This is a genomic window from Bacillus stratosphericus, assembly GCF_020524495.1.
Lineage (GTDB): Bacteria > Bacillota > Bacilli > Bacillales > Bacillaceae > Bacillus > Bacillus stratosphericus_B.
Window position 1 is genome coordinate 39,867 of the sequence record NZ_JAIVLB010000020.1, and the last position, 21,922, is coordinate 61,788.

The 21,922-nt window shown below is 41.6% G+C and carries 24 protein-coding genes and 2 other annotated features; of the genes, 2 read left to right on the forward strand and 22 right to left on the reverse strand.

The genetic code is table 11. The features are described 5' to 3' along the window. The gene (locus LC033_RS09720; RefSeq protein ID WP_226568060.1) at nt 1-543 is read left to right on the forward strand and encodes a transcription repressor NadR; all 543 of its coding nucleotides are present in this window, start codon (nt 1-3) and stop codon (nt 541-543) included. A gap of 23 nt (nt 544-566) precedes the next feature. On the opposite strand, the gene pheA is transcribed toward LC033_RS09720, so the two are convergent. The 20 genes from pheA to LC033_RS09820 form a co-directional block, all read right to left on the reverse strand. Beyond that, nucleotides 567-1,445 carry a prephenate dehydratase gene (pheA, locus tag LC033_RS09725; RefSeq protein ID WP_226568061.1) on the reverse strand — a complete coding sequence of 293 codons (879 nt, stop codon included), beginning with the start codon at nt 1,443-1,445 and terminating at the stop codon, nt 567-569. An 18-nt stretch (nt 1,446-1,463) separates the two neighbouring features. Then, nucleotides 1,464-1,907: a transcriptional regulator ThrR gene (gene thrR / locus LC033_RS09730; protein ID WP_226568062.1), complete on the reverse strand. Its 444-nt coding sequence runs from the start codon at nt 1,905-1,907 to the stop codon at nt 1,464-1,466. Between the two features lie 55 nt (nt 1,908-1,962). Continuing rightward, on the reverse strand, nt 1,963-3,249 hold the full coding sequence (gene obgE / locus LC033_RS09735) for a GTPase ObgE (RefSeq protein ID WP_226568063.1): 1,287 nt from the start codon (nt 3,247-3,249) through the stop codon (nt 1,963-1,965). A gap of 21 nt (nt 3,250-3,270) precedes the next feature. Further along, nucleotides 3,271-3,864 (reverse strand): sporulation initiation phosphotransferase B, encoded by a 594-nt coding sequence (locus LC033_RS09740; RefSeq protein WP_226568064.1) that lies wholly within the window; start codon nt 3,862-3,864, stop codon nt 3,271-3,273. Nucleotides 3,865-4,141: 277 nt separating this feature from the next. Next, nucleotides 4,142-4,426, reverse strand: coding sequence for a 50S ribosomal protein L27 (rpmA, locus tag LC033_RS09745; RefSeq protein ID WP_003216586.1), 285 nt, complete (start codon nt 4,424-4,426; stop codon nt 4,142-4,144). Between the two features lie 13 nt (nt 4,427-4,439). After that, the gene (locus LC033_RS09750; RefSeq protein ID WP_226568065.1) at nt 4,440-4,778 is read right to left on the reverse strand and encodes a ribosomal-processing cysteine protease Prp; all 339 of its coding nucleotides are present in this window, start codon (nt 4,776-4,778) and stop codon (nt 4,440-4,442) included. A gap of 14 nt (nt 4,779-4,792) precedes the next feature. Then, nucleotides 4,793-5,101 (reverse strand): 50S ribosomal protein L21, encoded by a 309-nt coding sequence (rplU, locus tag LC033_RS09755; RefSeq protein WP_008357905.1) that lies wholly within the window; start codon nt 5,099-5,101, stop codon nt 4,793-4,795. Nucleotides 5,102-5,113: 12 nt separating this feature from the next. Beyond that, nucleotides 5,114-5,186: a sequence feature (ribosomal protein L21 leader region), on the reverse strand. A gap of 65 nt (nt 5,187-5,251) precedes the next feature. Further along, complete coding sequence (locus tag LC033_RS09760; protein ID WP_226568066.1) at nt 5,252-6,121, reverse strand: M50 family metallopeptidase; 870 nt, start codon at nt 6,119-6,121, stop codon at nt 5,252-5,254. Further along, on the reverse strand, nt 6,114-6,902 hold the full coding sequence (locus LC033_RS09765) for a M23 family metallopeptidase (RefSeq protein ID WP_226568067.1): 789 nt from the start codon (nt 6,900-6,902) through the stop codon (nt 6,114-6,116). The genes LC033_RS09760 and LC033_RS09765 overlap by 8 nt, the downstream gene beginning before the upstream one ends. A gap of 108 nt (nt 6,903-7,010) precedes the next feature. After that, complete coding sequence (minD, locus tag LC033_RS09770) at nt 7,011-7,814, reverse strand: septum site-determining protein MinD (protein WP_017358134.1); 804 nt, start codon at nt 7,812-7,814, stop codon at nt 7,011-7,013. Nucleotides 7,815-7,816: 2 nt separating this feature from the next. Then, nucleotides 7,817-8,500 (reverse strand): septum site-determining protein MinC, encoded by a 684-nt coding sequence (gene minC / locus LC033_RS09775; protein WP_226568068.1) that lies wholly within the window; start codon nt 8,498-8,500, stop codon nt 7,817-7,819. A gap of 53 nt (nt 8,501-8,553) precedes the next feature. Beyond that, complete coding sequence (gene mreD, locus LC033_RS09780; protein WP_226568069.1) at nt 8,554-9,072, reverse strand: rod shape-determining protein MreD; 519 nt, start codon at nt 9,070-9,072, stop codon at nt 8,554-8,556. Then, on the reverse strand, nt 9,069-9,968 hold the full coding sequence (gene mreC, locus LC033_RS09785; RefSeq protein ID WP_226568070.1) for a rod shape-determining protein MreC: 900 nt from the start codon (nt 9,966-9,968) through the stop codon (nt 9,069-9,071). The genes mreD and mreC overlap by 4 nt, the downstream gene beginning before the upstream one ends. 17 nt (nt 9,969-9,985) lie before the next feature. Beyond that, entirely contained in the window at nt 9,986-11,008 is a 1,023-nt protein-coding gene (locus LC033_RS09790) for a rod shape-determining protein (RefSeq protein WP_226568071.1), read from the reverse strand. Between the two features lie 90 nt (nt 11,009-11,098). Beyond that, nucleotides 11,099-11,773, reverse strand: a complete 675-nt coding sequence (radC, locus tag LC033_RS09795; protein WP_226568080.1) for a RadC family protein — start codon at nt 11,771-11,773, stop codon at nt 11,099-11,101. Between the two features lie 49 nt (nt 11,774-11,822). Further along, nucleotides 11,823-12,392 (reverse strand): Maf family protein, encoded by a 570-nt coding sequence (locus tag LC033_RS09800; RefSeq protein ID WP_226568072.1) that lies wholly within the window; start codon nt 12,390-12,392, stop codon nt 11,823-11,825. 179 nt (nt 12,393-12,571) lie between these two features. Beyond that, entirely contained in the window at nt 12,572-13,588 is a 1,017-nt protein-coding gene (locus LC033_RS09805; protein ID WP_226568073.1) for an SPOR domain-containing protein, read from the reverse strand. 157 nt (nt 13,589-13,745) lie between these two features. Beyond that, the gene (locus tag LC033_RS09810) at nt 13,746-14,477 is read right to left on the reverse strand and encodes a prepilin peptidase (protein ID WP_226568074.1); all 732 of its coding nucleotides are present in this window, start codon (nt 14,475-14,477) and stop codon (nt 13,746-13,748) included. Nucleotides 14,478-14,627: 150 nt separating this feature from the next. Continuing rightward, entirely contained in the window at nt 14,628-15,932 is a 1,305-nt protein-coding gene (locus tag LC033_RS09815; protein ID WP_281430322.1) for a bifunctional folylpolyglutamate synthase/dihydrofolate synthase, read from the reverse strand. Between the two features lie 65 nt (nt 15,933-15,997). Beyond that, nucleotides 15,998-18,640: a valine--tRNA ligase gene (locus LC033_RS09820; protein WP_226568076.1), complete on the reverse strand. Its 2,643-nt coding sequence runs from the start codon at nt 18,638-18,640 to the stop codon at nt 15,998-16,000. Between the two features lie 58 nt (nt 18,641-18,698). Further along, nucleotides 18,699-18,927, reverse strand: a binding site (T-box leader). A 169-nt stretch (nt 18,928-19,096) separates the two neighbouring features. Here LC033_RS09820 and LC033_RS09825 point away from each other — a divergent pair. Continuing rightward, a complete protein-coding gene (locus LC033_RS09825; protein ID WP_003216497.1) occupies nt 19,097-19,285 on the forward strand; it encodes a YszA family small membrane protein in 189 nt (62 codons plus the stop codon). An 82-nt stretch (nt 19,286-19,367) separates the two neighbouring features. Here LC033_RS09825 and ysxE read toward each other — a convergent pair whose 3' ends face one another. Both ysxE and LC033_RS09835 read right to left on the reverse strand, forming a co-directional pair. Then, nucleotides 19,368-20,399: a spore coat protein YsxE gene (ysxE, locus tag LC033_RS09830; RefSeq protein WP_226568077.1), complete on the reverse strand. Its 1,032-nt coding sequence runs from the start codon at nt 20,397-20,399 to the stop codon at nt 19,368-19,370. A gap of 37 nt (nt 20,400-20,436) precedes the next feature. Further along, on the reverse strand, nt 20,437-21,678 hold the full coding sequence (locus tag LC033_RS09835) for a LysM peptidoglycan-binding domain-containing protein (RefSeq protein ID WP_226568078.1): 1,242 nt from the start codon (nt 21,676-21,678) through the stop codon (nt 20,437-20,439). Nucleotides 21,679-21,922: the final 244 nt, after the last annotated feature.

The following is a 21,922-nucleotide window of genomic DNA, read 5'->3' on the forward strand; positions in this document are numbered from 1 at the left end:
GTGGAGCATGAGAAGAAACTCATTGGCGAAGAAAGAAGAAGTGCCATTTTAGAGTGGCTGAAAGAAACAGATACACCCCTCACAGGAAGTTTTTTAGCTAAAAAAGCCGCTGTATCACGACAAGTGATTGTACAAGATATCTCATTACTAAAAGCAAAAAACGAACCCATTTTTGCCACAAGCCAAGGCTATGTGTATTTGACGCCAAAGCATGCACCTGAAACTGAAATTGAACAAATTATTGCTTGCAAGCACGATCCTCATCGTACAGAAGAGGAGCTGACACTGATAGTCGATTTTGGCGTGACAGTGAAAGACGTCATCATAGAGCACCCAGTCTACGGTGAGCTGACCGCCTCTATTTGCGTCAGCACACGCAAACAAGTAGCTGACTTCGTTCATCACATTTCAAACACAGGCGCCTCCTACTTGTCAGAGCTTACAGGTGGCGTACATTTACATACCCTCACTTCCTATAGTCAAAAGCAACTAGACCAAGCGATACAAACGCTAGATGAAGCTGGATTTCTGATTACAGATTAAAAAATAGTGTCCTAAACAGGACACTATTTTTCATTCATTAACTCATATGTTTGGTAGCTGCCAAGCAGCTTAACCTCGCAGCCAATCGTTTCTAATTCTTGAATCGCCCCAGGGACAAGTACATCATCCATCTCTTTTTCGATATCAATGATAAATAAATAGTGTCCAAGACCTGTTTTTGTCGGACGAGATTCAATTTTTGACAAGTTGAGATTCCGCCAAGAAAAAGCAGATAACACGCGATGTAATGCGCCTGATTGGTCATCCTTTGGCAGACTAACAACAATAGTGGTTTTGGGCTTTGAAATAAACCCCAAATTCATTGGGAACGATGCCTTAAGATGTTTATGTAAAATAACAAAGCGTGTATGATTGTGTGGATAATCATGAATGTCTTTTTTCGCAATGGTCAATCCGTACGTTTTTGCGGCAATCTCATTGGCAATCGCACCAACAGCTTCATCTGGATGCTCACTAATGTATTTCGCTGCAAAGCCTGTTGATTCCACTGGTCTGTGCGGAATTTCAGGGTACTGCTTTTTCAAAAATTGATGACATTGAGCAATCGCATGTGGATGTGACTGAATGACATCTAATGTCTCCCAGCTCTCCGCTCTTGACGGATGGACAAGCAGGTGCTGCCGAATCGGTGCTGTCATTTCACCAACAATGGACAGTGCGTCTTCATGGATTAAATAATCAATCGTTAAGTTCACAGATCCTTCAAGTGCATTTTCAAGCGGAACGACAGCCAAATCTACTTCACCCTTTGACACAGCATCCATACATTGCGGAATCGTTGCATAGGCCCGCTGCACTGAATCTTTTGGAAAGCAAGAGCATACGGCCAAATGAGTAAATGTTGCCTCTGGTCCAAAATAACCTACAGTTAATTGCTTCATTTGCTATGATCTCTCCTTTTACGCCCCAGAACCTAGAATTTCAACTTTTTCGACAAACTCAAGTTTTCTTAATTGATTCATGACTGTATTGATATCATCTGCCATGCCAGCCGTACTGATCGATAGGGTGACATTCGCTCTTCCTTGCAGCGGAATGGTTTGGTGAATGGATAGCACATTACAGCCAGAGTCAGCCACAATTTGAAGCAGCCTAGACAGAGCTCCAGACCGGTCCTCAAGATGGAAAAACAATGTGATGATCTGCTCTTTGACCATCGTATAAAACGGAAAAACAGCATCTCGATATTTATAAAAAGCACTACGGCTTAAATCCGCTATTTGAACAGCATCGGCGACTGAATCCGCTTTTTTGCGATCAAGCAGCTTTTTGACTTCAAGCGTTTTTCGCATCGCATCTGGAAGTACATCCTCTCTCACTAAATAGAACGTTTCTTCTTTCACCTGTTTTCTCCCCTTTTAAAAACGGGAGAGCCCATGGACTGGACCCTCCTTGAGATCAATCAATAAATTCAAATTCAAATTCAAGCAGACGAATGATGTCGCCATCTTTCGCACCACGCTCACGTAAGGCATCATCGACACCCATTCCGCGCAATTGTCTGGAGAAACGTTTAACTGATTCATCTCTTGAGAAGTCTGTCATCTTAAACAGTCTCTCAAGTGCCTTACCAGTTAAGACAAACGTACCACAAGAATCTTTTGAGATTTTAAATGGTGCTTCTCCTTCATCAAACTTGTACATCACACGGTTATCAGATAGCTCATCTTCATTATAGAGCGGGAACTCCGGTGTTGTTTCAAGCTGATTGGCGATTTCAAATAAGAGCTCACGAAGCCCTTCTCTTGTGATCGAACTAATCGGAAACACTTGATGGTCATCGGTTAGTTTTTCTTTAAATGAGGGTAAATTATCAGCTGCATCTGGCATGTCCATTTTGTTGGCAACAATAATTTGCGGACGCTCTGTCAATCTCATATTGTATTGCTCAAGCTCTTCATTAATCGTCACGTAGTCTTGGTATGGGTCACGTCCTTCAAGTCCAGACATATCAATGACATGGACAATAACACGTGTCCGCTCAATATGACGTAAAAATTGATGACCTAAGCCAACACCTTGGTGCGCTCCTTCAATCAGTCCTGGCAGATCCGCCATGACAAAGCTTCTGTTATCATCTGTCTCGACAACTCCTAGGTTCGGCACAATCGTTGTAAAATGATAATCTGCAATTTTCGGTTTCGCAGAAGAGACAATCGAAAGTAGCGTCGACTTACCAACACTTGGGAAACCAACGAGTCCCACATCTGCAAGCACTTTTAATTCTAAGATTACGTCACGTTCTTTACCTGGCTCACCGTTTTCAGAAAGCTGTGGTGCAGGGTTTGCTGGTGTAGCAAATCGTGTATTTCCACGTCCGCCTCGTCCGCCTTTTGCAATGACTGCCCGCTGCCCATGCTCTGTTAAGTCAGCTAATACTTGTTCTGTCTCTGCATCAGTCACAACCGTGCCCGGTGGAACTTTAACGACCATTTCTTCCGCATTTCGGCCATGCTGGTTTTTACTCATCCCGTGCTCGCCGCGATCAGCCTTGAAATGGCGTTTATAACGAAAGTCCATCAACGTTCTGAGCCCTTCGTCCACTTCAAATACAACATCTGCGCCATTTCCGCCGTCGCCACCTGCAGGCCCGCCTTTTGGTACATATTTTTCACGACGGAACGCCACCATACCGTTTCCGCCGTCACCGCCTTTAACATACACTTTAACCTGATCTACAAACATAACTTCCTCCGTTTCTCTGCATCACATATCTCGTTCTTGCCTCAAACAAAGCTCAATCATGGACTCATGAGACGTCACATGAAATTGCGTTATATTCATATATGGATAGTTTGCGTCATGAAATGCATTTAACCCATTCAAAGTTGTTACTTTCCCTTTGAAATCAAAATATAAGACCACATCATTCTCTTCATGATCTGTTTGGAGCGTGACCGTTAAATGATTTTCAGTTTTTTGGCAAACTGATTGATCGAATATCGTAAACAACTCCCTTGATACCGTTAGCAGCTGCGATTCATATGCTGATAAGTCTCGTGTTTCACCAAGCACTTCATATTCTAGGGTGATAAAATGCGACTCCCAATTAAATGTTAGAAAATAATGGGCCAATTGGGGAATTTTTAAATTTGAGAGTTTGGATTCATGCTGTGCTTCAATGACCATTTCTTCTATAATTTCAAACACTCGGTCATATTTTTCTAATGTTAAGTTTCCTTTGATCAGCTGCAGTTTATTCATCCAGTCGTGTCTTGAACGACTAAGCAGATAGATCAAATCATTTGTTAATGCAATGTGAGTTAATTTTTCGTTTTGTTTACTTGGTATCTCTTCCATTATCGCACTCCCAATCGTTTGGTCTCTTTTTTAGGAGTCTTATCATCACTATGTCTCTCTGAATTATAACAGAGAAGTCAGCTTAGAAAAACAATAGTTATGTGAGGAAAGGTTGTTTTTTCTGATCGAATAGGAGAAAATGAGGCAAAGTCAGCAAACGTTCTTTGATATTTATGGAGTGCATCTTCTTTTATCATCTTCGGTACCACTTGTAAAAAGTGCAAAATTTTCCTGAATAGTGAAAAAAACTCCAGTCAATGACCGGAGTTTTTAGCAATTATTGTGCCGCAGGATATACGCTCACTTTTTTACGGTCACGACCAAAACGTTCGAATTTAACCGTTCCGTCGATTTTAGCGAAAAGAGTGTCGTCGCCTCCTCGTCCAACGTTTTCACCTGGATAGATTTTCGTTCCACGTTGACGATAAAGGATAGAACCACCAGTTACGAATTGACCATCAGCACGTTTAGCGCCTAATCGTTTAGACTCAGAGTCACGTCCGTTCTTTGTAGAACCTACCCCTTTTTTAGATGCGAAAAATTGAAGATCTAATCTAAGCATGAAGTTTCACCTCCTATTTTTTTGTTAATATTCTCACATAATCGTGATAATCTCGTTCGATTGTCTCTAAAGAAACGACCATGCCTTCTAAAAGCAGCTGGGCTTTTTCAAAGGATACTGGATCTGTATCAGCCGGCAAGTCAAAAGAGAAATACCCGCCTTCGTCTCCTATATCGAGCAGTGGATCAATTCGTGTCAATGCAATAATTGAATTGACAGAGCCAAAAACAACAGCAGATACACCTGCACAAACGAGATCCTGACCTTTTTCAGCAAACTCGGCATGTCCAGTCATCTGAAAAGACGTAATGCTTTCATCTGCTGTTGACCGAGTAATGATTGCTTTGATCATATCACTCACACGCCTTAAGCGTTGATTTTTTCAATAACAACTTTAGTGTAAGGTTGACGATGACCTTGTTTTTTGTGGTTGTTTTTCTTCGGTTTGTACTTGAACACAGTAATTTTCTTACCACGACCTTGTTTTTCAACTTTAGCCGTTACTGTTGCTCCAGCAACTGAAGGGTTACCCACTTTGACAGTGTCTCCGCCGACAAACAATACGTTTTCGAAAGTAACTGTTTCACCTGCATCAGCAGCTAGTTTTTCAACATAGACAGTTTGGCCTTCTTCAACTTTGATTTGTTTACCACCAGTTTCGATAATTGCGTACATCTCTGCACCTCCTAATAAACTCAGACTCGCCGAATACAGGGGGCCATAGGCACTTTACACCTGCTCCGCGCGGTTGTAGCACGGGTGCTACATATCCATAACATTAAAAAATATACCAAACTAGACGCAGAATGTCAATGTATTTTACCATTAGTACGGTAAAAGAAGCTCTTCCATCGAGGAGGTGGTTCTCCGATCTGAAAAATAAGCATGGAGCAGTTCATTTTCATCAAGCTGGCTCATTTTCACACCGTTTCTTTCGATAATAATCGGATGCTTACAGCCCCTTTGGAAACGAGCCATCACTTCGTATATTTTCTCCTCAGCACTGGCTTTCAGCGGAATGAGTTTTTCTACCTTTTGCTCTTTTTTACCGTAATATCGTTCTAATAAAAAACGAAGCCTGACGTAGTGCCGCTGCCGGTGTTCCATCACAAGGGAATACGCTAAAAAAGTGAGCAGCACCCAGCCATTGAATTGCAGCGGAGCAAAACAGAGTAACCCTACTGTCAAAAGAATGAAAAAGACAAGTGATCCTTTTATCGCAAGGGCATGCGCACGTTGGAAAGGGTAAAAAGCAGATAAGAGCAAAAAGAATAATTTCCCGCCATCAAGTGGCCAAATAGGAAGAAGGTTCACAAGAAAGATCGTCATATTATAAAAAGTGAACATCGTAAAGACATCATATGAAAGAAGAGAGGCTTCCATGAGAAGCCATGCCATTAGTTGAAGCGGCACATGCTGAAGCGGTCCGCATAAAATGACTACCAGCTCTTCTTTTAGCGGACGGTTACCATGCTCTTCTACTTCTACAGCCCCGCCAAAGGGCAGTAAAAAAACCCGCCGAATACGCCAATGATAATAGCAAGCAACCGCTGCATGGCCAAGCTCATGGACACAGACGATAATGAGCAGACAAAGCAGCGGCTTGATTTGACCTGAAAGAATCGCAAACGCCATCACAATCCAAAGAAGCGGATGAATGTGAATTTTCGTCAGCATGAGCAGCCATCTATTCAAAGGTCATCACCTGAATGGGGTCGATGAACTGTTCATTTTGCTTAATGGCAAAGTAATAAGTGCCCTTCCCTTTATTATCAAGCAAAATTTGACCAACTTTTTCACCCTTATCGACAAAATCGTATAAGGCCACATAAGCATCTTTTAATTGACCGTACCAACTGTAGCTGTTATCCGCATGTTGCACAACCACTGTTAGCCCTGTGTCGCTTTTCTTTTTCACCTCTACAACATAGCCTTCTTTCATACTATCAATGGCTTCAGCGGATGTTTCAATTTTGACACCTGCACCATTTTGTGTAAATGATTCTTGCACCTTTCCAGAAGCAGGTACAGCCAGCTCTTGATTGGCTTGTGCGTCTTTTTGGCCTTCCTTTTTCTCGGTGAAAAAGGCAAGTGGGTTCCCCAAGATTTTCTCAAACCAACGATTGGCAGCCGCAAATTGAAAATCTTGTTCAAAGGTTTGACTGATCATCGGCTTTAGCTGCTGAAAAGGGCCAGTCTGACCTTTAAATGAAATGGCTGCAATCAACACAAGAGAAGAAGAAAGTAAGCATTTGAGCACAAAGGTATTGGGGTTAAATAGCGGATGCCGATACTTTTGTGTCTGGTGAGACGTCTCATAGGAAGATGATCCAGAATGCTTTTCTTCCTCTGACAGCATGACCCACGGCGGGATATCGTCTTTTTTCTTGAAAACCGTCTTTTTGGGAGAACCAGCCGGATTCTTCGTTTTCCGGCGCTGTGCTACCTTCTTTCGATACTCGTCCACTCTTTTCATGAGATCACCCTTTACATACAAACAGTTTGTACATTTTATGTGGGGAGCTCATGTGATATGCAACAAAAAGACCGATTCTCATCGAATCGGTCTTTTTCACGTAAACGATTATGCTCTGACGCCGAAAAATGCTTTGAGCTTTGCAAACATACCTTTGTTTTCTTCTTCAAATGATTGAAGTGGAACTGATTCACCTAGTACGCGGCGAGCAATATTACGATACGCAATCGATACTTTGTTTTTGGCATCCATTACAATGGGTTCACCATTGTTTGATGCCTTAATGACATCATCATCATCTGCTACAATGCCAAGAAGATCAATTGATAAATGATGAACAACTTCATCAACATCCATTGAATCACCATTTTTCGCCATGTGTGTACGAATTCGGTTTACAATTAAACGTGGCGGTTCGATATCTTCTTGTTCTAGCAAGCCGATAATTCGGTCCGCATCTCTCACAGCCGAGATTTCAGGCGTCGTAACAACAATTGCCTTGTCCGCACCTGACACAGCATTTTTAAAGCCTTGCTCAATTCCAGCAGGGCAATCAATGACAACATAATCAAAGTCTTGTTTCAATGATTGAATTAATTCTTTGATCTGCTCAGGCTCTACTGCGGTTTTATCGCTTGTTTGAGCAGCAGGTAAAAGATACAAAAGATCCTCGAAACGCTTATCTTTTACAAGCGCTTGGTGGATTTTGCATCTCCCTTCTACTACATCGACTAGATCATAAATAATGCGGTTTTCAAGCCCCATCACGACATCCAAATTCCGAAGGCCAATATCGGTATCAACTAGACACACTTTTTTCCCTTGAATTGCTAGTGCCGTGCCTAAGTTTGCAGATGTTGTTGTTTTACCAACGCCGCCTTTTCCTGAGGTAATCACAATAGCCTCGCCCAATTTCACATTCCTCCCTCAAGCCTTGTCAGATTAGGTCTTATATGAGCCAATTGCTGCAGGCGTTCAATGATCATATTGCCCTCTATATCTAAATAAGCACATTCCATTTCATTTCCATCTTCTTTTTGATCTGGTGCACGGTTAAAAACTTGTGCGATGCGCAGCTGTGTTGGAATCATATGAGATGCCGCAATGACAGCTTGTTTGTTTCCATTACATCCAGCATGCGCCACGCCTTTTAACGCACCGAGCACAAAAATATTTCCCCCTGCGCGAATGGTTCCGCCAGGATTGACATCTCCTATTAATAGAAGATCTCCTTCAACGTAAAGCACCTGTCCAGAGCGGACAATTTTCGCTACAGACGTTATTTCACCCTCTGCCTTTAATCGTCTCGCTTCTTCAGTTGACATGACGTCACTTTCAATGGAATGAATCACAAGATGTTCATTTTCAGACACCGCTTCAGTCAAACGTGTCTCCTGATCCTCTGTTAAATACCGTAAACCAAGTTTAATATGCACATTGACTTTATGCCCGTCTCTTCCATCTGAGTATTGCTCAAGTAAAAGAATCTCACGCAAGCCAGAAAGAAGGTCTTCAAACGAACAGTCATCATTTAACTGTAATGTTAAACCGTTTTTTGTACCTTTTATCGTCACATATTGCTGTTTTTGAGTTTTCAAGATGCTCACCTCAACAACATACTCATTCTCCGTAATTGGACAAACTCCTGCTTTTATTCGTCGATCAGTCCTTGTTTCACATTGATGAAAAAGAGCCTAAGCGGCACAACAAGTATGAGAGACGCAGCAGTATTTAAAAGAATCGTTGGAATATAGCGTTCGATGACATACGTATTAAAAGGCATAATCCCTGTTTGAATCGTTGCTTGAACACCGTACACATAAAACTCCATGACAGAAACAGCAATAATCGACAGAAAGACAACAACTAAAATATTCGTCTGAAGGACTTTGAAGGCTTTCGCTAACAAATAGCAGAGAGTACCAAAGCCAAACATATGAACACCAAGTATGCCTGTATACGAAATATCATATAAAAGTCCAAAGATAAATCCGTAAATCACACCATATTTTTGATTCATAAAAGCTGTCATAAATACAAGTGCAAGTAAGATGAAATGAGGTGCTAAAACTTGATTCTCTGAAACAAATGGAAGCTTCACTAAATTAACAAAAATACTGTCAAATACGAAGATAAACAACATGACAAAAGCAAGAAGGACACGTTTCACGAGCCTTCCCCCTTCGTCAATTCAGATGCATCTGCCGTACTTGTGCTGCGATTCACAACAATCACGCAATCTAAATTGTTGAGGTCAGCAGCTGGTTCTACATAAATGATTTTTGTCAGTCCGTAATGGTCAGGTTCGATTTCACTCACCTTACCAATCGTCAAGCCTTGCGGGAAAACGCCCCCTGCTCCAGATGTTTCAACAAGATCTCCTTTTTTGACATCCTCATCAGCATCGGATTTTAGAATATTCATTGTCAACATTTTTTTCTTGCTGTCATAGCCATTAATAATTCCATTGAGTTCTTCTTTGCCCTTTTTCGCAAAAATTTTCGTTGAAATTCTATTATTTTGGTCTGTAGAGCTTAGCAACCTTACAGTCGAAGTGAAATTGTTGAGCTTATCACTTTCAATTTTACCAATTAACGCACCACTCTCATTTGTGACCGCCATATCTTTATCAACGCCTTGTTTTTTCCCTTTATCAATCATCACAAAGCTATCCCAAAGGGACGGATTTCTCGCAATGACAGTTGAGAGAATGGGCGTATAATCACGAATAGAGTTCACATATCCGAGCTGCTTGCGGAGCTTTTTGTTCTCATCTTCTAGTTCTTGAATTTTCGCCTCATATTGAGTTTGTCCATCAAGTTTTTTTCGAAGACGCTCGTTTTCATCATACGTGTTCTTTAAATCTTGTACGTTTTCATAAATACCGGCAATAAATTGTGATGGTTTATGAAATACACTTTGAAAAAAGCCTGTCGTATCCCCCACTAATTTTTCCGGCCATGAAGCACCTCTTTCTCTTTTCACTGAAAAACCAATCATGGCCACCAGTACGATGATACAGACAAAGAGCAACATTAATCTTTTATTCATAAAAAACTGCGGCATGTCTTACACCTCTTTATTTACGCCCGATTATCTTTTGATTTTCCTTTGAACAAGTGAATATGTTCTAGTGCTTTCCCTGTTCCGATCGCCACACAGTCTAGTGGGTCCTCAGCAATAATGACTGGCATTTTTGTTTCATCACTAATGGCTTTATCAAGATTACGCAGTAATGCACCGCCGCCTGTTAAAACGATTCCGCGATCCATAATATCTGCCGCTAGCTCAGGTGGGGTTTTTTCAAGAGTGACTTTCACCGCATCTAAAATTGTCTCCACCGTATCACGAAGCGCTTTTGCAACCTCTTCCGCCGTAATAGAGATGGTTTTTGGAAGACCTGTTAAAAGGTCACGTCCGCGAATGTCCATCTCATCATGTTCGTCTGGCTGTGCAGAGCCGATTTCCATTTTAATTGCTTCTGAAGTACGATCACCGATCATGAGATTATACGTTTTACGGATGTAACTGCTGATTGCTTCATCCATTTCATCTCCTGCAACACGAATCGATTGAGATGTCACAATGCCCCCAAGTGAAATAATGGCCACTTCTGTTGTACCGCCGCCAATATCTACAACCATACTTCCTGTTGGCTCCCATACAGGCAGGTTAGCACCGATCGCAGCTGCAAAGGGTTCTTCAATAGGATAAGCGTCACGTGCACCAGCTTGTCTTGTTGCATCAATGACTGCACGCTCTTCTACAGCTGTAATACCAGATGGCACACATACCATCACGTAAGGTTTACGAGCAAATAGCCCTTTGTTTTTTAATGCTTGATTAATGTAGTATTTCATCATTGTTGCTGTCGTCTCGTAATCTGCAATGACTCCGTCTTTCATTGGGCGAAGTGCCACAACATTACCAGGTGTACGGCCAATCATATTTCTAGCGTCATTTCCGACCGCTACTATAGACTTCGTATCAGTTTCCAAAGCTACGACAGACGGTTCTCTCACAACAATGCCTTTTCCTTTAATAAAAACAAGTGTATTCGCTGTTCCAAGATCTATTCCAAGGTCTTTTGTACCAATTCCAAACATATGTATGTATCTTCCTTTCTTCAACCAAAATTCCCTTAAGGGAAAAACTCATAAACTCTATTATATCGTAAAACATTGAAAAAAAAAGTGTTACAAATACCCTTTTTCCTTCAAACTCACAAATTTTTGATCACCTATGACAAGATGATCAAGCAGCTGTATTCCAATCAGCTTTCCACATTCAAAAAGTCGCTTTGTAACTTCAATATCTTCCCTGCTAGGCGTTGGATCTCCAGATGGATGGTTGTGCACACATATAAATGAAGCCGCCGAACGTTTAAAGGCTTCTTTAAATATTTCGCGTGGGTGAACAATCGATGAGTTCAGACTTCCAATAAACACGGTATGTTTATGAAGAACCTGATTTTTTGTATTGAGATAAAGACAAACGAAATTTTCCTGTGTCAAAAATCTCATATCTTCCATGACAAAGTTCGCCCCATCCTCCGGCGTTCGGATGACATAAGGGTTATCCGACGTTTGATGGTGTAATCTAGTACCAAGTTCTAAAGCAGCTAAAAGAGAGACCGCCTTCGCTTTTCCAACTCCTCGAATCTTTGACAGTTCTTCAATAGAAGCTTCCTTCACAGAACGAAGACCGCCAAATGTTTGCAGAAGTCTTGCGGATATTTGAAGAACAGATTCCTTTTTTGCGCCAGTTCTTAAAAGAATCGCGACAAGTTCATGGTTTGACAAACTACTTGGACCATATTTAATAAATCGTTCTCGCGGCTTTTCATCATGAGGGAAATGCTTAAGCAACATAGGGAAATGGTTAATGATGAACACTCCTTTTTAGAATTCCTTCCCGTCATCAAAAAGGGGTGATTCCAAATGTTTCAAGCACTCTGACTGTTTTGGCAATAGGAAGTCCTACAACAGAAAAATAATCACCAGCTATTTTTTGAACAAACAGTGCACCTTTTCCTTGAATGCCGTAGCTTCCAGCTTTATCAAGCGGCTCGCCAGTTTCAATATAACGGTCTATTTCGTTTTGCGTGAGCGCCCAAAATGTCACTTCTGTCTGTTCATAAAACGTTTCTTTTCTATTCTCTGATTGAATCGTGACACCAGTCAAGACTTGATGTGTCTTGCCTGACAATAATTGAAGCATTGCGGCTGCTTCTTCCTTGTCTTTTGGTTTCCCAAGACATTTGCCGTCAATAGCAACAATCGTATCTGCACCAATGATCACAGCTTTGGGATGTATTTTTTGAATATCATTTGCTTTTTGTTCTGCCAACCATTGGACGTTCTTAGCAGGTGAAAGGTTTCGATTTATTTCTTCTTTTAAATGACTTGCTTGAATGTCATAAAAAAAACCTGCTAAATCAAGCAATTCTTTTCTTCTAGGTGATTGAGATGCGAGAATCAACTGGTTCATGTTTGTTCATCCTTTCAGGGTTTAGCCTAAAGAAGTAAGATACCCATTCATCCTATCAAATGTACATCTTACCGACAATTTATGAAAATTTATTTTTCAAGCTCCTTCATCATTATGTTGGAAGCAAAAGAAAAAAACTAGTCATTTTTCTGACTAGTTTGCTTTCTTAAAAATTGATTTTACGTATTTAATTGGTCAAGCAGCGCTTGCTGAGATTTCCACCCATTTTCAGCAGTCGGGTCATTTAACAGTTGAACAGCTTTCAGCAAACTGCTTTTGGCTGATGCGTCAGTTGTTTTGGTACTTTCCAGCTCAGAGATCAGCTGCGCAACTTCATTTTTCTCTACTTCATCCCCTGCAATGACCTTAGAGGATAAAACGGATGCCTTTTCGATCAATCCTGTCAGCTCATCTGGCACTTGAAACGAGAGCTTCTTGCCTCCCCATGCTTCAAAGTGCTGATCAATTAGCTTTTTCCCAACAGCGCTTGTCATCCCTTGTTCTTTGGCAAGCCCAGCAATCACGTAATATCCATCATCTATTGATACTTTCTTTCCCGCATATCCTGCATCTTTTAAACTGCCAACCAAGTCATCTGCTCCTTTTTCAGAAGAAAACTTCCCAGCCTGTACGACAAAGGTTGAAAAACTGCCAGAGACACTTTTTTCATCTTTATTCTCTTTTGATTTATCTGTAGTACCCGCTGGTTGCGAATCCTCTCCAGCTTTCATCGAAGGTTGGCTTCCAGATGCTGAGACACTAATATGATCTCCGCCGGACGGATTGTCTGAACCATCTTGACTTAAACTTAGCGCAAACACACCGAGACCTGTCCCAAGGACCACTGCAAATACAATCGTTGTTATTACTCTCTTGAAGGGACCATGGTTTTTACTGAACTTCTGATCGAATGAGCCTTTTTTCTTTTGATAAGGTGTAACAACCTTTGGATCAGAGTGGTAAATATGATCAGCTGCGTCGTCCCACTGGAAATCTCCTTCTTTCGGTTTAGACGGTTCTTCCTGAGAAGCTGCTGTCTCCTGTTCCGATTGCCTTTTTTCCTCCCAGTTTGAAAACGTCACATGATCCTCTTGCTGTTTTTGGGGCTGATGCTCATCTTCATGAAGCACTTCTTCTTTCCCATTAATATTGACCTTTAAGCCTTGCTTTTTTGCCTGCCTTTTTTTCACTTTCATTCCCCGCTTTCTGACATTGTTTATAAGAAAGACCTTTCTGTCCAATGAATCAGCGCGAATATAACCCGTCCTTCTTTCTGTTTCACACTTTAACATAGCATGTAAAAAAAAGAACAAGACTTTTGTCGGCAGTCTAAAAAAGTGTTCGCCAATTTTCTCATCCGATCAATTTGGTGAATAGGGTCAAGATAAAAGGACCAAAGAGATAAAGCAAAAAAGAAAAGGCGATCGCAGGAACAAAGGGAAACGGCTCGTCTAATCGAAAGGAAAATACCTTCGCATAGACCATTCCCGTGACAGATGAGAGGAAAAGAATGATGAGGAATGCCTTGAAACCAAAGCAAAACGCAAGAACAGCGAAAAGCTTTATGTCAGCTCCGCCGATGCTATTTGGCTTGAAACGATCTATACTATAGAACAAAAGAAAAGAAAAAAGCAGTGAAGACACTCCTTCCCACCAAATAAAAAGCGGTTCCAGCGTGCGGTATATGACGAAAAGTGGAAAATAGAAGAAAAACAACTCGTTTGGCACCCTCATATATAGAAGATCACTCACGACAGCAATCACGAATAAACTACAAAGAATCGCAAGAAAAAGACCTTCAAACGATAAACCAGTGACCCTATAAATGAGCAAAAAAAGGCTACCTAATAGCAGTTCAACCATTGGGTAAAGCAAAGACAACCGGGTGCCGCAATGCTTACATGATCCTTTCAATACAACATACGAAACGAGCGGGATCATTTCATACAGAGAGAGCGTCTGTTTACAAGCACCACAGTGAGAACGCGGAAGAAGAATAGACCGCTTCATTGGCAGCCTTTCGCCAACTAGGTGGAAAAAAGAGCCCATAGTGATGCCTGCAAGAAACACAAGTATGTCAATCATATTCATTGACTCCTTCCGGGGATAGAATAGACCGGATTGTACCATAGCCATTCATCTTGAGCATCTAGCGAAAATGTGATTTTAATCTCCTCTTCTACATATCAAAAGAAAAAAGAACGCAGATTGCATAGAAGCAATTGCGTCTTTTCATTAACCTAAAATGCGTTTTCGTATCTCTGAAATAAAATACAGAGAGCCAGTCACAAGAATCATTGCTGAAGGATCATCGCTTCTTTTTTGAATCAATTCAAGCACTGTAGAAGGATCATCGTCATACGATTTTGTTTCTAATAGACCGCATGTATAAAGCTTTTCCGCGGATTCAGCTCTTGGGAAGTCAAATGAAACAAAATGAATCGATGAACTAATCCTTTCAAGCTTTTCGATCATTTGTTTGTAAGGTTTATCTTTTAACGCACTAAAACATACATGAACTTGTTTACTGGAAAAATGAGCTTGTACGGTTTCGATTAAACGGTCCATTCCTTCTTCGTTATGAGCACCATCTAAATAAACAAGAGGCTGATCTTGGATCTTTTCAAATCTTCCAGCCCACACCGCTTGCCGAATTCCTTCATACACTTGCTCATCTAGCACATGGATATATCCTTCTTGCTCCAGCCATTCGATCAATAGAACGGAAAGGGAGGCGTTCTGCCTTTGATGCGTTCCGATTAACCCAGTCTCTAGATGCCGATACTCCCTTTTTGGGGTAGTGAATGTGAAGCGTTCACCTGTTTCAGTCGGATGCTGGTCCTTAAATGTACAAGTATCATGTAACGAGATAAACGGCGCATTCTTTTCTTTGGCTTTGTGTTGAATCACAGTAAGAGCTTCCACTTGATGAACGGCCGTGATCATCGGAATCCCAGCTTTAATAATGCCAGCTTTTTCTGCTGCAATCTGGTCAAGTGTGTCGCCTAAAATGGCCATATGATCGTGACCAATCGACGTAATTGCTGTTAAGATGGGTGCTGCCACATTTGTAGAATCAAGTCTACCTCCAAGCCCTGTTTCCAAGAGGACAAAGTCTACCTGGTGCACATGGGCAAAATAAACAAAGGCACATGCTGTAATGATTTCAAATTCTGTTGCTGCGCCAAGCTCTGTATTATCTAATTCATCGACAAAAGGCTTGATCTCATTCACCAAACTCAGCCACTCTTCATCCTGAATAGGTTCCCCATTTACACTGATTCGTTCATTGAACGTTAAAATAAACGGAGAGGTAAAGGTTCCGACTGTATAGCCGGCTGCCTGTAAAATGGAACGAGCAAACGCAATGGTTGACCCTTTTCCATTTGTCCCTGAAACATGTACCGCTTTTATTTTTTGTTCAGGATGGCCTAGTCTGTTCATTAACCACTTCATTCTTTCAATACCCGGTTTTACGCCGAAGGCTAGTCTGCTATGAATCCACTCAATGGCTTCATGATAAGTTGTAAACAATGCCATCTCCCCTTTCATACGAAATTTTCAAAAAAAACGACTCCATTCAGTCAGGAGCCGTCTTTTCAACATTATGCTTTCAGCTCTTCAATACGCTTTTGAACAGCTTCGCGTTTTGCGACATAATCACGTTCTTTTGCACGCTCTTCTTCTACGACACTTTCGGGTGCTTTTTTCATAAAGCCTTCATTCCCAAGCTTTTTCTGTACGCGTTCTACTTCTTTTGTCAGCTTATCAAGCTCTTTTTGCAGTCGAGCGATTTCTTCGTCTAAATTGATTAAGCCTTCAAGCGGTAGAATGAGTTCTGCTCCAGAAATAACAGCCGTCATCGCTTTATCACTAGCCGGGACATCTGTGCCAATTTCAAGAACACTTGGATTCGTGAAGCGCTCAATATATGAACGATTTTTCTCTAAACGTTCTTGTACATCAGAAGTGGATGCTTTGATGTAAAGATCGACTTGTTTGCTCATTGGCGTGTTCACTTCACTGCGAATGTTACGAACAGTGCGAATGAGTTCAACAAGCAGCTTCATGTCAGCAGAAGCATGTTCGTTTGAAAGCTCCGGCTTCACTTCAGGCCATTTCGCAACGGTAATGGATTCTCCTTCATGCGGAAGATGCTGCCAAATTTCTTCTGTTAAGAACGGCATAAACGGATGAAGAAGTCTCATCGTTTGATCTAATACATATGCTAGGATTGAACGAGTGGTTTTCTTCGCTGCTTCGTCCTCTCCATAAAGCGGAAGCTTCGCCATTTCAATATACCAATCACAGAAATCATCCCAAATGAAGTTGTATAAATGTCTGCCCACTTCTCCGAATTCATACTTGTCAGCAAGCTGTGTGACACTTTCAATTGTTTCATTTAAGCGTGTTAAAATCCATTGATCAGCAACTGATTTTTCACCTGTCAAAACAAGCTCATCATACGTAAAACCATCCATATTCATTAAAGCAAAACGGGAAGCATTCCAAATTTTGTTCGCAAAGTTCCAAGTGGATTCAACCTTTTCAAAGCTAAAACGTAGATCCTGACCTGGTGAACTTCCAGTGGCTAAAAAATATCTTAATGAATCCGCACCGTATTTGTCGATGACCTCCATCGGATCGATTCCGTTGCCAAGCGATTTACTCATTTTACGTCCTTGTTCGTCGCGGATGAGCCCATGAATAAGGACATCTTTAAATGGTTTTTCTCCTGTAAATTCGAGACCTTGGAAGATCATACGAGACACCCAGAAGAAGATGATGTCATAGCCGGTTACAAGCAGATTTGTTGGATAGTAACGCTTGAAATCTTCACTGTCTGCATCCGGCCAGCCCATTGTAGAGAAAGGCCAAAGCGCTGAACTAAACCATGTATCAAGGACATCGTGATCCTGCTCCCAGTTCTCGATATCTTCTGGCGCTTCCAGCCCAACGTATACTTCTTTCGTTTCTTTGTGATACCAAGCCGGGATGCGGTGTCCCCACCATAGCTGACGAGAAATACACCAGTCGCGGATATTTTCCATCCAGTGTAAATACGTCTTTTCAAATCGATCAGGGACAAATTGGACTTGCTCATCACCTTTTTGCAGGTTGATGGCTTCATCCGCCAGCGGCTGCATTTTTACAAACCATTGTGTAGATAAGTATGGCTCAACAACAGCTCCGCTCCGCTCACTGTGACCAACTGAATGCATGTGATCCTCAATTTTGAACAAAATACCTTCATCTTGTAAATCTTTCACAAGCTGTTTACGGCATTCGAAACGGTCCATCCCTTTGTATTGCATTGCATTTTCATTCATTGTACCATCTTCATTCATCACAAGAATTCGTTCTAGTTGATGGCGGTTTCCAAGCTCAAAGTCATTCGGGTCATGAGCAGGTGTAATTTTCACAGCTCCTGAACCAAACTCCATATCTACATAGTCATCACCGACGATTGGGATCTCACGGCCTGTCAATGGTAAAATGACTGTTTTCCCAATCAAATGCTGATAACGCTCATCTTCTGGATGGACAGCTACTGCCGTATCTCCAAGCATTGTTTCAGGTCTTGTTGTCGCAATTTCAATCGAACCTGTTCCATCTGCAAGCGGATATCTCAAGTGATAAAACGCTCCTTGAACATCCTTATAAATAACCTCTATATCAGAAAGTGCAGTCTTTGTCGCTGGATCCCAGTTAATAATGTACTCTCCGCGATAGATGAGCCCTTTTTCATATAGTTGAACAAACACTTGGCGAACGGCTTTATTCAGACCTTCATCTAATGTAAAACGTTCACGCGAGTAATCTAGGCCAAGGCCCATTTTCGCCCACTGGCTGCGAATAAAATCAGCATACTCATCCTTCCACTTCCACGTTTCTTCCACAAATTTTTCACGTCTGAGGTCATAACGGCTCACGCCTTCTTCACGAAGCTTCGCCTCCACCTTTGCTTGAGTGGCAATGCCGGCATGGTCCATTCCTGGAAGCCATAGAACGTCATAGCCTTGCATTCGTTTCATGCGTGTTACGATATCTTGAAGTGTTGAATCCCAAGCATGTCCGAGGTGCAGTTTTCCGGTCACATTTGGTGGAGGAATGACGACTGTATATGGATCTTTCGTTTTGTCATTTTGTGCTTCGAAAAATTTCCCTTCAAGCCAGTACGTATAGCGGTCTTTTTCAATCGCATTTGGATCGTACTTTGTTGGCATTTCTTGATTATTTGTTTCCATTTGTGTAACCTCCACATTTTTTCGGCTGATAAAACGTAAAAAAGCCTTTTCATCCTTATAAAAGGACGAAAAAGCTTTTCGCGGTACCACCTTTTTTCACGGAACACACATACGTGTCACGTACACTCTAAAGGATAACGGGGTTCTCCCGAATTTCTCTACTTTATCATTCAAGAAATTAAGCTCACAGGCGACCTTCCAAACAAGTACATTCTAGGAAACCTTTCAGCTGCCGGCTTCCCTCTCTTTAGGGTCTTGTTCGTACTCTTCCTGATCCACGCTTACGATTTATCACGTTCATCAGCACATAATCATCTTTTATTAATATTACTAAATGCCTTTTGTTTTCGTCAATCATCTTTTCCGCTTTTCTTCTTCTTTATACAAATTGGGCAGGCACCCTTCCCCTCATTGCCCATATGATAATAACAAAATGAAGAAGGAGGGCGTTTTATTTTGAAAAAGATCAATCCGTATACACTTCCCCCCTGGCTTAGACAAATTCGGGCAGTTGCCTCCCAGGTCGTTCTCCCGATTGCCATATTTCAAGGGTTTCGCACGATCATTTTCCCCACAACATTTGACGTCCTCATCTTAGGTATTCTTATTTTCCTCGCCTGTGCGTTTCACCTTGATTGGTTTTAAAAAAGCTGACGATACAAGCTGACACTTATGTATAGGCCATTCCTTAACAGAAAAAGGAGAGAGCCATCATAAAACAACCTCGTCATTCTGCTGATGACGAGGCATTTTGTTCTTCTTCAAGACGTCTAGCCTGCTCAATGTCGTGAATCTTCATGACGGTCGGCTCTGAATTTTTCATTTGCCAATACATACTTAACAGTTGCTGACAGCTTTCCATCTCGTCCTGCCCGCCTGCTTTATAGGCTTTCACCGTATCAAACAAGCCCTGCGGGTAAGCGAGGTAGCTTAAGAACAAATGAAGTTCTTCCTCCCGAAGTGGATTTCCCTTTTGATACGTATAAAACAAAGAAGTGCATTCAGGACAAGAAGTAGGATAAGTTTTGAATGTTCGAAAGTAAAAGGTCAGAAGGTCATATATGGGAGCGGCCTTTTTAGACCGCTCAAAATTGGTGAAATGCCCTGTGCCTACATCATTGTACAAAAAGTGATGAATCGACAACTGCCCATGATTGAGCACAACTCGTGTTGTCTCTTGGTCTTTCATTTCCTCATGCCAATCCTCTAAACGTTCAAGCGCAAATTCACTTGCAGACATCGCTTCTGAAAAATACATAGCAGCGACCAGCTCAAATGGCGACATATACCATGTTTGTTCTGCCCGCTCTATGAATCGTTCATACATGTCTTTCTCTGTTTCCCATTTGCTCTTCATTTGTGTATAATGAGCTTCTATTTCTTGCTCTGTGATGTCCACCATCACTTCCGTTCGTTTATGAAGTCTTGCAATCTCTTGGAATAAATATTCATGTTTATCGTCCTGCTCTTCTCTCTTTTCATTCGTCAGCCAAGGCATGAGATAATACGTGTACTGGCTTTCTCGATGATTAGAGAAAAAGGAACCGCTCTTCGTGCGATAAATCGGCACAAACGAGCGATAGCCTTTTGATTCTAGTTCAAGCATTTGCTCTGTAAACTGCATGTGTCGATGGGGTTTTACTCGCTTTAGTGCAAATAAGCCCTGCTTTGTATACACTCTAACGACAGCTGGACTGACAGGTTCGATATATTCAGCCTCAAGCCCGTATTCGTATAGGACAGATTGGATTTCATCCACGTTCTCTCACCACATTTTCTCGGTCCATCATCTCATACTATGCATTGCTTTTTTGATATTCAGGAATATAAAGAATCTGCCCTTCTTCAAGCTCTGCATCCACCGACAATGAGTTCGTTCGAAGGAGCTGCTGCACATTCAACTGATATCGCTCACAAATACGATCGACCGTATCTTCTTGCTGAACTATACATATTTTCATGCGAGAAAAATCTTCCTCCTCCTGCTTAGCGAACAGCTTCGTTAAATAAAGAGAATTCTCACTGCCAGACGCTTCTCTCTGGTCATGTTCAAACTCCTCAGCTTCTTGAGCTGATTCATACACCTTTGGTGCTTCACGTTCATATAATCGTTCGAACTGATAGCTGTCATCCCGCTCTTCCTGCGTCTGTTCCATCTGATAAGCAGGTGATTCAAAGGCTGGATAAGCTGGCTCTTCTTCTTCCTTGCTCTCTGCTTCAGGGTCTTTCCTCACTTCCACCTCAAAGAACGTATCATCCCGCTCCTCTTCTTCTAGCAGCTTAGGCGGGTCAAAGAATGGCGGCTCTTGTACTTGAGCTTCTGGGAAGGAACGATACCCAAGCGCCACGGCTTCTTCTTCCTCATTTTCCTCCTCTTCTTCTGTTTCTTCCACCATCACCGTCTCGATGTCTATTTCATCCTCTTCTTGTTCAGTTCGCGCTTCATGTTGCAAATTGGCATGCTGTTCTACATTTTCTTCATGCTCTTCACGTGGCAGCATTTCTTGCTCTTCATATTCAGGCTGCGCCTGATATTCATAAGTGACATCGCCATATTCCTCTTCAGCACGATGGACAAATTCATATGGCTCTTCTACATGCGGTTCAGGCGTTCCTTCATCTAACAGACCTTCAATGGCCAAATCAGCCTGAATCGTGAGCAAGCGGCTTTCTGTCAGTTGATAATCAAATGCCTCAATAAACACAAACACATCATTTAAATGACTGATTTTGTTCTTAGGGATGGTGATATCCACCGGAAATTGATGCAGAAGCTCTGCCGTTCCGTCTTCTCTTACCTTGACCTCATCAGCTTGCCTGTATGATGCATAGGAACTAGATTCACCCATTAGCTCCTCTTGATATATGTTGTATTCTCCTGTTAGCTCGAGTGAACCTCTAATGGAAACATAATCATTCACTTCTTGAACGAGAATGTCAGGATCGAGAGAAATTGACAGTAGCTCACTGACTTCCTGTCCGTTTTTAAAATAAATGGATTCTTCTACAGAAAACTGCAATCGGTTGTTTTGAGACAAGTCGGTGTCCTCCTTTCATCTAATCCTTCAAAATAAATTAGATGTCAATACAGGTGTATGTGGGGGGCGGTGAAAATATGATTGGTTTCTTGCAAAGCAAAAAAGCCGATATGTCACCATATCTGCTCAGCTTGTAGACAAAGTCTACAAGCTTTTTTGTATAATAAGGGTAATAACACAATTCTGCGGGGGATGAACATGTTATCGAAACGTGAAGAAGAGAGAAGAAATCAATTAGAAGTAG

Bases quoted from the DNA above. Each gene is read 5' to 3' on its own strand.
- pheA (WP_226568061.1), bottom strand. From the start codon at position 1,445: ATGAAGCAATTAACTGTAGGTTATTTTGGACCAGAGGCAACATTTACT.
- obgE (WP_226568063.1), bottom strand. From the start codon at position 3,249: ATGTTTGTAGATCAGGTTAAAGTGTATGTTAAAGGCGGTGACGGCGGA.
- LC033_RS09740 (WP_226568064.1), bottom strand. From the start codon at position 3,864: ATGGAAGAGATACCAAGTAAACAAAACGAAAAATTAACTCACATTGCA.
- rpmA (WP_003216586.1), bottom strand. From the start codon at position 4,426: ATGCTTAGATTAGATCTTCAATTTTTCGCATCTAAAAAAGGGGTAGGT.
- LC033_RS09750 (WP_226568065.1), bottom strand. From the start codon at position 4,778: ATGATCAAAGCAATCATTACTCGGTCAACAGCAGATGAAAGCATTACG.
- rplU (WP_008357905.1), bottom strand. From the start codon at position 5,101: ATGTACGCAATTATCGAAACTGGTGGTAAACAAATCAAAGTTGAAGAA.
- LC033_RS09765 (WP_226568067.1), bottom strand. From the start codon at position 6,902: ATGAAAAGAGTGGACGAGTATCGAAAGAAGGTAGCACAGCGCCGGAAA.
- mreC (WP_226568070.1), bottom strand. From the start codon at position 9,968: ATGCCGCAGTTTTTTATGAATAAAAGATTAATGTTGCTCTTTGTCTGT.
- LC033_RS09790 (WP_226568071.1), bottom strand. From the start codon at position 11,008: ATGTTTGGAATTGGTACAAAAGACCTTGGAATAGATCTTGGAACAGCG.
- radC (WP_226568080.1), bottom strand. From the start codon at position 11,773: ATGTTGCTTAAGCATTTCCCTCATGATGAAAAGCCGCGAGAACGATTT.
- LC033_RS09800 (WP_226568072.1), bottom strand. From the start codon at position 12,392: ATGAACCAGTTGATTCTCGCATCTCAATCACCTAGAAGAAAAGAATTG.
- LC033_RS09805 (WP_226568073.1), bottom strand. From the start codon at position 13,588: ATGAAAGTGAAAAAAAGGCAGGCAAAAAAGCAAGGCTTAAAGGTCAAT.
- LC033_RS09810 (WP_226568074.1), bottom strand. From the start codon at position 14,477: ATGATTGACATACTTGTGTTTCTTGCAGGCATCACTATGGGCTCTTTT.
- LC033_RS09815 (WP_281430322.1), bottom strand. From the start codon at position 15,932: ATGGCATTGTTTACAACTTATCATGAAGCCATTGAGTGGATTCATAGC.
- LC033_RS09820 (WP_226568076.1), bottom strand. From the start codon at position 18,640: ATGGAAACAAATAATCAAGAAATGCCAACAAAGTACGATCCAAATGCG.